The following is an 11,987-nucleotide window of genomic DNA, read 5'->3' on the forward strand; positions in this document are numbered from 1 at the left end:
CACCAGCCGCCAGGCACGCGACACCTCGGTGCCCAACCCGCCGCCGCAGCTGCGCGAGGACAATTTCGTCGGCTCGAGCGCCGCGCCCGCCAACGGCACCGTCACCGTCCAGCCGCCGACCTTCACACCCGATGGCTGGATCGTCCTGTTCACGCCGTCCGATCCGACCACGCTGGCCGTCTCGGGCGGGGCGACCGCCTCGATCCAGTCCGACCCCTTCGGCGCCTATGCCCGGCTGCTGACGCCCACCGTCGACAGCTCGGTGCGCATTGACGTTCCCGTCGGTACGCTGCAGCGGCTCGCCGGCGGCCAGGCCGAGATCAGCTTCAGGGCACGCACCGACGGCAGCGGCGCATCGCAGATGGCGATCACCTGCGACTTCGGCATGCTGGGCGACTGCGGCCGGCGCCGCTTCAGCCTGAGCCAGTCCGAGACCGAGTACCTGTTCCGCTTCGATCTGTCCGGCGGCATGGTTCCGCAGAGCCCCGGCGCGGTCGAGATCACCACCGGCACCGGCGATCTGGCCGGCCCCATAAGGCTGAGCGTGGCGCGCATTCGCGGCGCCCCTTGACGCCGGCCGGCGTCAGTCGCCGCCCTGCGGCAGGAAATCGGGTCCTTCGCCGACGATCTTCGGGTCCGCCTCGCCGATGATGGTCTCGTCCTTGCCGTCATAGTCGACGCCTGCGAGGACGTGGCGCAGCACTTCCAGCCGGCCGCGACGCTTGTCGTTGAAGCGCACCACGGTCCATGGCGCGTGCGAACGGTGCGTTGCGGCGATCATCTGGTCGCGTGCCGTGGTGTAGTCGTCCCACTTTTCCATGCCCACGATGTCGATGCCCGAAAGCTTCCAGTGCTTGAGCGGCGAGTGGCGACGGTCGTGGAACCGCTTGAGCTGTGTCTCGCGGCCGATGTTCAGCCAGAACTTGTAGAAGACGATTCCCTCATCGACGATGATGCGCTCGAACTCGGGCGTGTCGGCCAGAAAGCGGCCATGCTGGGCCGGTGTGCAAAAGCCCATCACAGGCTCGACCCCGGCCCGGTTGTACCAGGACCGGTCGAAGGCGACCATTTCGCCCAGGGTCGGAAAATGGTCCACATACCGCTGGAAGTACCATTGTCCGCGCTCGCGATCGGACGGCTTGGGCAGCGCTACCACGCGCATGTTGCGCGGATTGAGATAGGCGCGAAGACGCTTGATCGTGCCGCCCTTGCCGGCCGCGTCCCGGCCCTCGAAGACGATGATCATGCGCTTGCCGGTGCGTTGCATGTCGGTCTGCAGGCGCACGAGCTGCCGCTGGAGCGCCTCGAGCCGGTCGCGATAGATATCCCGGTCGAGCTTTTCGCCATAGGGATAGTCGGCCGCCGACAACTCGTTGGCGTCAATCCAGTCGGGCAGCTTCGGATCGTCGATATCGAAGCGTCGCTTGCGGTCTGCGATGGTCAACTCCACCGTGCGCGTGCCTTTTGCCTGCTCGGCCATGTCTGCACCCCCTTGTGCCATTGTCCTGTGATCTTGCCGTGACCAATCCAGCGTTCCAGGGGCCGACCACCAGCACGCAAGGCTGGGTTGGTGCCCGAACTTGCCGGCCAACAGGACAAAGGCGCAAGCAGGTGCTGGTCCCCTTGCGGGTATCTTCGACGCCTTGGCCGGCGATTTCGGCCCAAGCCTCGGCCCAACCCGAAGCGCCGCGCCCAATTCCGCCCGGTCGGCGACGCTCGTGCCTGAATGTGCTCTGCATGTCCTTCGTCCTCGCTTCCGGACCGGGCCAATCCTGGCTGCGACGCGGTCCGCGCGGTGATTCTCGGCAGAGCCTAGGCCTTGTGCGCGGCAAATCAAATGCACCGGCTCGGTGTCGGCCTTCCGTTCGCCGCCCGCAAGGCCTAGTTACACGGTGTCGTCACGACATGGGCGATGGCTGGCGCGCGCCATGTGCGCCGAAGCGAATGCACAATCAGGCAAGAGAGCCCCGGACATGATGGCCGATCTCAGGCGCCGGCTGGTTTCCAACCGCTTTCCGCTGGCGGCGGCGGTGGGCCTGTTCGTGCTGCTTCTTGCCGCCGGTGCGATCGGTCCGCTCGCCTTCGTGCTGCTTTCGGCCGTGATGGTCGCGGTCAGCCTGTTCGCACCGGTGCGCACCGCCTCGGCGCGCCGTGCCGCCCGCAGCCGGCGCAAGGAGGCCAGCCCCGAATTCCGGGTCTATGGCGCCGCCCTTGACGGCATTCCCGACCCGGTGCTGGTCATCGACAAGCGCGGCGTCGTCCAGCACGCCAATCGCGAATATCGCCGCGTGCTCGGCACGATGCAGCCGGGCGCGTCGGTGCTCATCCGTTTCCGCTCGCCGGAAATGCTCGACATGATCCAGCGCGCATTCGCCGGCCAGCAGCCCGACCCGGTGGAACTGGTCGAGCGTTCGCCGCGCGAGCACTGGTTCATGGTCTCCATCGCCCCGCTGAAGCCGGCTTCGCGGCCGCTCATCGGCCATGTGCTGCATTTCCGCGATCTCAGCGAGTTGCGCCGTGCCGAGCGCATGCGCACCGATTTCATCGCCAATGCCAGCCACGAACTGCGCACGCCGCTGGCCTCGCTGACCGGCTTCATCGAGACCCTCGCCGGTCCCGCGCGCGATGACCCGGGAGCGCGCGAGAAGTTCCTCGACATCATGCTCAATCAGGCCGAGCGCATGTCGCGCCTGATCGACGACCTCTTGTCGCTGAGCCGGTTCGAGACGGCGCTTGGCCGGTCCGACTTCGCCCAGGTCGATCTGGTCGATGCGCTCGTGCACGTCGTCGGCGCGTTGCAGCCGGTCGCCGCGCGCTCCGATATCGTCATCAAGCTCGACCGAAGCGCGGTCCCCGGCGGCATCGCCACCGTCCACGGCAGCCGCGACGAACTGATCCAGCTCTTCGAGAACCTGGTCGAGAACGCCATCAAGTATGGCGGCGCCGGCAAGCGCGTCGACATTACGATCAGCCCGGCAAAGCTCGGCGGTCTCGATGCCTGGGCCGTGGCGGTGCGCGACCACGGCCCCGGCATTGACGAGGAGCACATTCCGCGCCTTACCGAACGTTTCTACAGGGTCGATGTGGCCTCGAGCCGGGACAAGCAGGGCACCGGCCTTGGGCTTGCGATCGTCAAGCACATCGTCACCCGACACGAGGGCCGATTGATCATCCAGTCACGCCTTGGTGAGGGCACGACATGCAGTGTCACCTTCCCGGCAACGGTCGCGGACAAAGCTGAAGCGAACCCGGAAAAACTCGCAATATCAGAGACATGAGTTGTCATAAAACTGTATTGCGTTTGTCATAAAAGCTGCATCGGGCCGCCGCAGAAAGGGGCCGGCCGGCGATGCCGGCCTCCACAGCCGCATGTCGGCATTTTGGACACGAGCCCTGACGGGAGTTACCAATGAAATCCTTGAAAGTTGCACTCATTGCAGCCCTCGGCGCGACCGCGCTGACCACTGCAGCCCATGCACGCGACCAGGTCCAGATCGCCGGATCGTCGACCGTTCTGCCCTATGCCACGATCGTTGCCGAGAACTTCGGCGAAACCTTCCCGAACTTCCCCACTCCGATCGTCGAGTCGGGCGGTTCCTCGGCTGGCCTGAAGGAATTCTGCCGCGGCGTGGGCACCGAATTCATCGACATCGCCAACGCCTCGCGCCAGATCCGCGACAGCGAAGTCGAGGAGTGCGCCGCCAATGGCGTTACCGAGATCCAGGAAATCCGCATCGGCTATGACGGCATCGTGTTCGCTAGCGACATCGATGGCCCGGATTTCGCACTGGAGCCGATCGATCTCTACAAGGCCCTGTCCAACCAGATCGTCGTCGACGGCGAACTGGTGGACAACCCGAACGAAACCTGGGCCGATGTGAACCCCGATTTCCCCGACTGGGAAATCGCCGCCTACATTCCCGGCGAGAAGCACGGCACCCGCGAAGTGTTCGAGGAAAAGGTGCTGCTGGTCGGCTGTGAAGCGGCCGGTGACATGCAGGCCCGCATGGATGCCGGCATGGACGAGGACACCGCCGAGGAAGACTGCTACGCGGTCCGCAAGGACGGTGCTGCCGTCGACATCGACGGCGACTACACCGAGACCCTCGCCCGCATCGATGCCAACAAGGAAGGCATGGGCGTGTTCGGCCTGGCGTTCTACGAGAACAACACCGACAAGCTGAAGGTCGCCACGATGAGCGGCGTGACGCCGAGCACCGAAACCATTGCCTCGGGCGAGTATCCGGTCTCGCGTCCGCTGTTCTTCTACGTCAAGAAGGCGCATCTGGACGTCGTGCCGGGCCTGCGCGAATACGTGCAGTTCTTCGTCTCCGACGCGATGATCGGTCCGAACAGCCCGCTTGCCAATTACGGCCTGGTTGCTGCTCCCGACGACGAGCGCGAAGCCGTCCGCGAAGGCTTTGGCGCCGGCGAGACCCTTTAGGGGTCGCCGAACGCGCTATCAGAAACGCGGCCGTTTCGGCCGCGTTTTCATCCATCGTCCCGGTGTGCCGGAGGCCGTGCGGTGGACCACCGACTTGAAACGCTCCGCATTTTCAGGGCCGCCGCGCGCCATCGCGCCGACCGGCCGGAAGGTATCAGCAAATGAGCGTGACGACGCTTGTCGCCATAGTCCTGGTTCTGGCCGCCATCGGCTATGTCGTGGGACTGCAACGCGCGCGCTCCGTCGTCGGCGGCGAGACCGCGCAGCTTCATTCCCGACCCGGCTATTACGGCTCCTACGTCCTGGTCTGGACCTGCCTGCCGGCGCTGCTCGTGCTGGCCGTTTGGGCCGCCACCGCCCCCATCGTCATCGAGAACCAGGTGCGGGCGAGCTTTCCCGAAACGGTGCAGATGCAGCAGAGCCCGAACCAGCAGAACCTGTCGATGAACATGGTCGAGAGCATCGCCCGCGGCCTGCGCCTGCTCGACGAGCGCGAGCGCACCCAGGCGACCGCTGGCTTCGTTGAGCTGCGGCCACTGCTGGCCGAAAAGGGCGTCGCGCTCGCCGGCAATGGCGAGGACTACATGATCCGCTCGGCGCTGCTGCTCAACCGGCTGACGGATGCCAACCGCCTGTGGCGATCGATCGCGGTGATCGGTTTCTCCCTTGTCGGGCTGGGCTTTGCCCTGGTCCAGATCCGCGCGCGGCTGCGGGCGCGAAACCGCGTCGAGGCCGTCATCCACGGCGCGCTCATTCTGGCGTCGACCGTCGCCATCCTGACCACGATCGGCATCGTCCTGTCGATGGTTTCCGAGACAGGGCGCTTTTTCAGTTCCGTCCCGCCCGCCGAATTCTTCTTCGGCACGGTGTGGGACCCGCGCTTCGCCAACGCCGAGGATCCCGACGCCGCCGGCCAGTTCGGTCTGATCCCGCTGCTCGCCGGCACGCTCTACATCGCCTTCGTGGCGATGCTGGTCGCCGTGCCGATCGGTCTGTTCGCTGCCATCTACATGGCCGAATATGCCGGCTCGCGCTTTCGCTCGCTGGCAAAGCCGCTGCTCGAGGTGCTCGCCGGCATCCCGACGATCGTCTACGGCTTTTTCGCACTGATTACGGTCGGCCCCTTCCTGCGCGACATCTCGGCCCAGCTCGCCGGCATCACCACGGGCGATTTCGCCGCCTTCGTCAGCGCCACCTCGGTGCTGACCGCCGGACTGGTGATGGGCATCATGCTGATCCCGTTCGTGTCCTCGCTGTCCGACGACATCATCACGCAGGTTCCACGCGCCATGCGCGACGGCTCGCTCGGCCTTGGCGCCACGCGCTCGGAGACCATGCGCCGCGTCATCCTGCCGGCCGCGCTGCCCGGCGTCGTCGGCGCTCTGCTGATGACCGCGTCGCGGGCCATCGGCGAAACGATGATCGTGGTCATGGCCGCCGGCGTCGCCGCGCGGCTGTCGATCAACCCGTTCGAGCCGATGACGACCGTGACCGTCAAGATCGTCAGCCAGCTCACCGGCGATCTCGAATTCACCTCGCCGCAGACACTGGTGGCCTTTGCGCTCGGGCTGACGCTGTTCTTCATCACGCTCGCGCTGAACGTCTATGCGCTTTATATCGTGCGCAAGTATCGGGAGCAGTACGAATGACCGACGCCACGCTGACCACCGGCGCGGCCACCCAGGCGAAGGCCGGCCGCCGGGACATCGGCCTGAAGGCGCGTTATGCCGCCGAGCGCCGCTTCCGCGCCTATGGCCTTGCCGCCATCATCGTCGGGCTGAGCTTCCTGTTCATCCTTCTGGCCTCGATCGTCTCGCAGGGCTATACGGCCTTCTGGCAGACCTCGATCCTGCTCGACGTCACCTTCGACGAGGAGATCGTCGATCCGGAGGGAACGCGCGACACCGGGTCGATGGCCATGCTCACGGCCAATTATCCGCTGCTGGCCCAGCGCGCGCTGTATGACGCGCTCGATATCGATCCCGACAACCGCGAGGCAACGCGCGCCGCCGATGGACTGGTGTCGCAGGGCGTGCGCACCCAACTCCGCGACATGGTGACGGCCGACCCCGACATCATCGGCACCACGCAGTCGGTCTGGGTGCTCGCCCATGGCGATATCGACTCGGCGCAGAAGGGCCAGTTCGACCTGACCGTCGAGGAATCGCGCCGCCGTGTCTCCGATCTGCAGCTTGAGTACATGCAACAGCTCGAGCAGGCCGGCGCGCTCGAGGGGCGCTTCAATACGGGGCTTTTCACCTTTGGCGCGTCGAGCCGGCCCGAGACCGCCGGCATGGGCGTGGCGATCATCGGCTCGTTCTGGATGATGCTGATCGTGCTGGTGCTGGCGCTTCCGATCGGCGTGGCCGCCTCCATCTATCTGGAGGAATTTGCGCCCAAGAACCGGCTGACCGACCTGATCGAGGTCAATATCAACAATCTCGCCGCCGTGCCCTCCATCGTCTACGGCCTGCTCGGGCTTGCCGTGTTCATCAACTTCACCGGCCTGCCCCGCTCGGCGGCGATCGTCGGCGGGCTGGTCCTGACACTGATGACGCTGCCGACGATCATCATCGCCACCCGCGCCGCCCTCAAGGCCGTGCCGCCATCGATCCGCGATGCCGCGCTTGGCGTCGGCGCCTCCAGGATGCAGACCGTGTTTCACCATGTGCTGCCACTGGCCGCGCCTGGCATTCTCACCGGAACGATCATCGGCCTTGCCACGGCGCTCGGCGAAACCGCGCCGCTGCTGCTGATCGGCATGGTCGCCTTCGTCGCCGACTATCCGTCGACGCCGCTCGATCCGTCCACCGCGCTGCCCGTGCAGATCTACATGTGGTCGGGCCAGGCCGAGCGCGCCTTTGTCGAACGCACCTCCGGCGCGATCATCATCCTGCTCATGTTCCTTGCGGTGATGAACATCACGGCAATCATTCTGCGCCGGCGCTTCGAGCGGCGCTGGTAAGCGAACCACGAGGACGACACCGATGAAAGTCGATACGGACAAGGCCTTTGCCGACCAGGCCGTGCCGCACCAGGGAAGCAACCAGCATCCGGTCAAGATGCGCGGCCGCGGCGTCAACGTCTTCTATGGCGACAAGCAGGCGATCTTCGATGTCGATCTGGACATTCACGAGCGCGAGGTGACGGCCCTGATCGGCCCGTCCGGGTGCGGCAAGTCCACCTATCTGCGCGCCCTGAACCGGATGAACGACACCATCGAGGGGTGCCGCGTGACCGGCGAGATCACGATGGACGAGGAGGATATCTACGATCCCTCCATCGACGTGGTCGAACTGCGGGCCCGTGTCGGCATGGTCTTCCAGAAGCCCAATCCGTTCCCCAAGTCGATCTTCGAGAACGTCTCCTACGGTCCACGCATTCACGGTCTCGCCAAGAACAAGGGCGAACTCGACGATCTCGTCGAGCAGAGCCTGCGCAGCGCGGGGCTGTGGGAAGAGGTCAAGGATCGGTTGCAGGAGCCCGGCACCGGCCTGTCCGGCGGCCAGCAGCAGCGCCTTTGCATCGCTCGCGCCATTGCCGTTTCGCCCGAGGTCATCCTGATGGACGAGCCGTGCTCGGCGCTCGATCCGATCGCGACCGCGATCGTCGAGGAGTTGATCGACGAACTGCGGCAGAACTACACGATCGCGATCGTCACCCATTCCATGCAGCAGGCCGCCCGCGTGTCGCAGCGCACGGCGATGTTCCATCTGGGCGAACTCGTCGAGGTCGGCGATACCGAGATGATGTTCACCAATCCGGCGCAAAAGCGCACGCAGGACTACATCACCGGCCGCTTCGGTTGACGCGGCATCGGGCGTCCGGCCGGAGCCAAACACGAATTGGAAGCACGATAATGGCGCAGCACACCGTTACGGCGTTTGAAGAGGACATGAGCTTCCTCGCCCACAAGATCGCCGAGATGGGCGGCCACGGCGAGCGCATGCTCGAACAGGCCGTGCGCGCGCTGGTCGAAAGCGATCTGCATCTGGCCCGCCGGGTGATCACCGACGATCTGGTGCTCGACGAGGCGCTGCGGCTGATCGACGACAAGTCGGTCCTGGTCATCGCCCAGCGCCAGCCCGTCGCCAGCGATCTGCGCGAGGTGTTCGCCGCAATCCGCATCTCGACCGATCTCGAGCGTATCGGCGATCTCGCCAAGAACATCGCCAAGCGCGTCTACGCGATCAATGAAGGCACGCATGCAATACGCCTGGCGCGCGGCATCGACCACCTGTGCGAACTGGCGCTTGCCCAGCTCAAGGAAGTGCTCGATGCCTACGGCACGCGGTCGACCGACAAGCTGTCGATGATCCGCGATCGCGACGACGAGATCGATGCGATGTACACCTCGTTGTTCCGCGAATTGCTCACCTATATGATGGAGGATCCGCGCAACATCACGACCTGCACGCATCTTCTGTTCTGTGCAAAGAACATCGAGCGCATCGGTGACCATGCGACGAACATCGCCGAGGCCGTCTACTACATGGTCGAGGGCGAGAAGATGCCCACCTACCGGCCCAAGGAAGACAAGAGCCACCGCGTGAGCGTCGATGCGGTCGAGGACGACAACTAGGCTTCAGCAGACATACCGACGGGTGACGACGGCCATGGGTGCAGTTCCAACGATCATGGTGGTGGAAGACGAGGAAGCCCTGAGCGTGCTTCTTCGCTACAATCTCGAGGCGGAGGGATACAAGGTCGAGGCTCTGCTGCGCGGCGACGAGGCCGAGGTCGCGCTGCAGGAGACACCGCCTGACCTTCTGATCCTGGACTGGATGCTTCCGGGCCTGAGCGGCATCGAACTGTGCCGCCGCCTGCGCGCCCGGTCCGAAAGCCAGCGGCTGCCCATCATCATGCTCACCGCGCGCGGCGAAGAGAGCGAACGCATCCGCGGCCTTTCGACGGGTGCGGACGATTACGTCGTCAAGCCGTTCTCCACGCCCGAACTGATGGCCCGCGTCAAGGCCATGCTGCGCAGGGCGCGGCCCGAGATCGTCGCCTCCCTGCTCAAGGTCGGCGACATCGAGCTCGATCGGGAGACGCACCGGGTCTACCGCAATGGCCGGGAGATCAAGCTCGGTCCGACCGAGTTCCGCCTGCTCGAATTCTTCCTTCAGGCGCCGGGCCGGGTTTTCTCGCGCGGCCAGTTGCTCGACGGTGTCTGGGGCGAGAACATCTATGTCGACGACCGCACGGTCGATGTGCATATCGGCCGGCTGCGAAAGTCGATCAATTACGGCCGGCTGCGCGATCCCATCCGCACCGTGCGCGGTGCCGGCTACGCGCTCGAGGGCAACTGACCGCCGCCGCCGCAACGCCCGCCGCGACCCCGGGCCAATCCGCTTGCGGCGCAAAAAAGAGACCGCGGTGCGGGCACCGCGGTCAGGTTTGGACACGACGTTCTTGGGGAGAAAGGCTTATCGGCTGCGCTTGCGGTCGTTCTGCTGGAACGCCAGCCGACCGTGATATTCGCAATAGGGTGACTTTTCCTCGCTGGAATGGCCGCAGAAGTAGAATTCTTCCGTCAGCGGGTCGCCATAGGGCCACTTGCAGGTGTGTTCGTTCAGATCGATCAGCGGCAGCCGCTTGGGAATGGGCACAACGATATCCTCGATCGGCCGCAGATCGGGCGCCTGCAGCGCTTCGGCCTCGGCGTCCTGCTTGAGCGCCGTCGCCGCCATTGACCGGCCCACCGGCCCGCCGCCGCGCGGGGCGCCCGACGCATAGGCATGGGTGCGCATGCCGCCCCCATGGCCGCCGGGCGCCCCCATGGCCCGTCCCGAGGCCGGACGCTTTGGCTTGGTGGCGCTGGATTTGGTGGACTTTGCGCGGCCCGACAGCTTCAGTCGATGCACCTTGCCGATGACTGCGTTGCGGCTGACCCCGCCCAGCTTGGCCGCGATCTGGCTCGCGCTCAGCCCCTCGGTCCACAGTTTCTTGAGAAGTTCAACGCGATCGTCGGTCCAGCTCACGATAGTCTCCGTTTTCACTGGCAGAATCCGCCTCCGTTGCTCGGCTTCTTCAATCGAACCGGCCAAGATACGCGCGACGAGGAGACTAAAATCTGCGTGGGCTCCGCCCTTGCAGCCGAAGGTACAATAGCGGTTGACTCCAGTTCAAGAGTCCCCCCGAATCCCTGAATCGATTTTTGTCTTTTTCCCCAACTTGGCCTTTCGCGCCGCGCCGGGCCCGAAGGCCCCGCCTACGGCCCGCTCGATTGACTATCACCGGCGTCCGGCCTATGCAGGAGTGCCGCTCGCAAGGGCGGCCTTTTTCGTTTCCGCGATCGCCGATCCGGGTACCGTTTCACGCGGCGGGACACCAGCACGATGAGCACGCCCTCACCGCAATTCGACACCTACACTCGCGCAGCGCTCACCGTCGGGCGCGGCGAGGGTGCCTGGCTCTACGATGTCGATGGCACCCGCTTTCTCGACTTCGGCTCGGGCATCGCCGTCAACGCGCTCGGCCATGCCCATCCGCATCTGGTCGAGGCGCTGACCGCGCAGGCGCGCAAGGTCTGGCACACCTCCAATCTTTACGAGATCCCCGAGCAGACGCGGTTTGCCAGGCGCCTGGTCGAAGCGACCTTCGCCGACAAGGTGTTCTTCACCAGTTCGGGCGTCGAGGCGATCGAATGCGCCATCAAGACCGCGCGGCGCTATCACTATGTGCGCGGCAATCCGCAGCGCTACCGGATCATAACCGTCGAGGGCGCTTTTCACGGCCGCACCCTGGCGGCCATCGCCGCCGGCGGCCAGCCGAAATATCTCGAGGGCTTCGGCCCCAAGGTCGAGGGCTTCGACCAGGTTCCCTTCGGCGACCATGACGCCCTGCATGCGGCGATCACCGGCGAGACCGCGGCCATCCTCGTCGAGCCGATCCAGGGCGAGGGCGGCCTGCGACCGATCCCGCTGCACTGCCTGAGGGGCCTGCGCGAGTTGTGCGACGAGCGCGGCATCCTGCTGGTGTTCGACGAGGTGCAGACAGGCATGGGCCGCACCGGCCGGCTGTTCGCCCATGAACATGCCGGCATCGCCCCCGACATCATGGCGTCCGCAAAGGCGCTGGGCGGCGGTTTTCCGGTCGGCGCCTGCCTTGCCACCGAGGATGCGGCCAGCGGCATGACCGCCGGCGTGCACGGCACCACCTATGGCGGCAATCCGCTGGCCATGGCCGTCGGCAATGCCGTGCTCGACGTGATGCTGGAGGAGGGTTTTCTTCAGGCCGTCGAGCGCAAGGCGCTGCGGCTCAAGCAGGGCCTTGCCTCGCTTGTCGACCGGTTTCCGGACATCTTCGCCGAGGTGCGCGGCACCGGCCTGCTGACCGGCGTCAAATGCGTCGTTCCGAACACCGAGGTGGTCGCTGCCCTGTTCGACGAACGCATGCTGGCCGTGCCGGCCGGCGACAATGTCGTGCGCGTGCTGCCGCCGTTGATCGCCAGCCAGGACGAGATCGTCGACGGCCTGGGCCGGCTCGAGGCCGCGGCCGCCACCCTGTCGCGCAATCGTCACAGCGAAGGCGTTGGATGACC

10 protein-coding genes and 1 pseudogene are annotated in these 11,987 nt (G+C 65.6%); 9 read left to right on the top strand and 2 right to left on the bottom strand.

What is annotated here, in order from left to right; all coding sequences use genetic code 11:
• Positions 1-571, top strand: a pseudogene (locus RBB34_RS14675) (hypothetical protein); the annotation flags it as partial.
• 12 nt (positions 572-583) lie between these two features.
• On the opposite strand, the gene ppk2 reads toward RBB34_RS14675, so the two are convergent.
• Positions 584-1,480, bottom strand: a complete 897-nt coding sequence (gene ppk2 / locus RBB34_RS14680) for a polyphosphate kinase 2 (protein WP_306119985.1) — start codon at positions 1,478-1,480, stop codon at positions 584-586.
• Between the two features lie 493 nt (positions 1,481-1,973).
• On the opposite strand from ppk2, the gene RBB34_RS14685 reads away from it, so the two are divergent.
• The 7 genes from RBB34_RS14685 to phoB all read left to right on the top strand — a co-directional run bounded on the left by RBB34_RS14685 (position 1,974) and on the right by phoB (position 9,753).
• On the top strand, positions 1,974-3,278 hold the full coding sequence (locus RBB34_RS14685) for an ATP-binding protein (protein ID WP_306119986.1): 1,305 nt from the start codon (positions 1,974-1,976) through the stop codon (positions 3,276-3,278).
• Between the two features lie 131 nt (positions 3,279-3,409).
• Positions 3,410-4,444 (top strand): substrate-binding domain-containing protein, encoded by a 1,035-nt coding sequence (locus RBB34_RS14690; RefSeq protein WP_306119987.1) that lies wholly within the window; start codon positions 3,410-3,412, stop codon positions 4,442-4,444.
• A 161-nt stretch (positions 4,445-4,605) separates the two neighbouring features.
• Complete coding sequence (gene pstC / locus RBB34_RS14695; protein WP_306119988.1) at positions 4,606-6,093, top strand: phosphate ABC transporter permease subunit PstC; 1,488 nt, start codon at positions 4,606-4,608, stop codon at positions 6,091-6,093.
• Positions 6,090-7,409, top strand: a complete 1,320-nt coding sequence (pstA, locus tag RBB34_RS14700; protein ID WP_306119989.1) for a phosphate ABC transporter permease PstA — start codon at positions 6,090-6,092, stop codon at positions 7,407-7,409. Before pstC ends, pstA begins: the two co-directional genes overlap by 4 nt.
• Positions 7,410-7,431: 22 nt before the next feature.
• Complete coding sequence (pstB, locus tag RBB34_RS14705; RefSeq protein WP_306119990.1) at positions 7,432-8,253, top strand: phosphate ABC transporter ATP-binding protein PstB; 822 nt, start codon at positions 7,432-7,434, stop codon at positions 8,251-8,253.
• 47 nt (positions 8,254-8,300) lie between these two features.
• Positions 8,301-9,026 (top strand): phosphate signaling complex protein PhoU, encoded by a 726-nt coding sequence (phoU, locus tag RBB34_RS14710; RefSeq protein WP_306120050.1) that lies wholly within the window; start codon positions 8,301-8,303, stop codon positions 9,024-9,026.
• A gap of 34 nt (positions 9,027-9,060) precedes the next feature.
• Positions 9,061-9,753: a phosphate regulon transcriptional regulator PhoB gene (gene phoB, locus RBB34_RS14715; RefSeq protein WP_306119991.1), complete on the top strand. Its 693-nt coding sequence runs from the start codon at positions 9,061-9,063 to the stop codon at positions 9,751-9,753.
• A 117-nt stretch (positions 9,754-9,870) separates the two neighbouring features.
• Here the strand turns inward: phoB and RBB34_RS14720 are convergent, their stop codons facing one another.
• Positions 9,871-10,425: a GcrA family cell cycle regulator gene (locus RBB34_RS14720; protein WP_306119992.1), complete on the bottom strand. Its 555-nt coding sequence runs from the start codon at positions 10,423-10,425 to the stop codon at positions 9,871-9,873.
• 357 nt (positions 10,426-10,782) lie between these two features.
• Between RBB34_RS14720 and RBB34_RS14725 the strand changes: the two genes are divergently transcribed.
• Positions 10,783-11,985: an aspartate aminotransferase family protein gene (locus tag RBB34_RS14725; protein WP_306119993.1), complete on the top strand. Its 1,203-nt coding sequence runs from the start codon at positions 10,783-10,785 to the stop codon at positions 11,983-11,985.
• Positions 11,986-11,987 lie beyond the last annotated feature (2 nt).

The sequence above is a fragment of the Roseitalea sp. MMSF_3546 genome (assembly GCF_030732865.1).
Lineage (GTDB): Bacteria > Pseudomonadota > Alphaproteobacteria > Rhizobiales > Rhizobiaceae > Roseitalea.

Excerpts from the sequence above, each read along its gene's own strand:
- RBB34_RS14690 (WP_306119987.1), top strand. The coding sequence starts at position 3,410 with ATGAAATCCTTGAAAGTTGCACTCATTGCAGCCCTCGGCGCGACCGCG.
- pstC (WP_306119988.1), top strand. The coding sequence starts at position 4,606 with ATGAGCGTGACGACGCTTGTCGCCATAGTCCTGGTTCTGGCCGCCATC.
- phoB (WP_306119991.1), top strand. The coding sequence starts at position 9,061 with ATGGGTGCAGTTCCAACGATCATGGTGGTGGAAGACGAGGAAGCCCTG.
- RBB34_RS14685 (WP_306119986.1), top strand. The coding sequence starts at position 1,974 with ATGATGGCCGATCTCAGGCGCCGGCTGGTTTCCAACCGCTTTCCGCTG.
- RBB34_RS14725 (WP_306119993.1), top strand. The coding sequence starts at position 10,783 with ATGAGCACGCCCTCACCGCAATTCGACACCTACACTCGCGCAGCGCTC.
- pstB (WP_306119990.1), top strand. The coding sequence starts at position 7,432 with ATGAAAGTCGATACGGACAAGGCCTTTGCCGACCAGGCCGTGCCGCAC.
- pstA (WP_306119989.1), top strand. The coding sequence starts at position 6,090 with ATGACCGACGCCACGCTGACCACCGGCGCGGCCACCCAGGCGAAGGCC.
- ppk2 (WP_306119985.1), bottom strand. The coding sequence starts at position 1,480 with ATGGCCGAGCAGGCAAAAGGCACGCGCACGGTGGAGTTGACCATCGCA.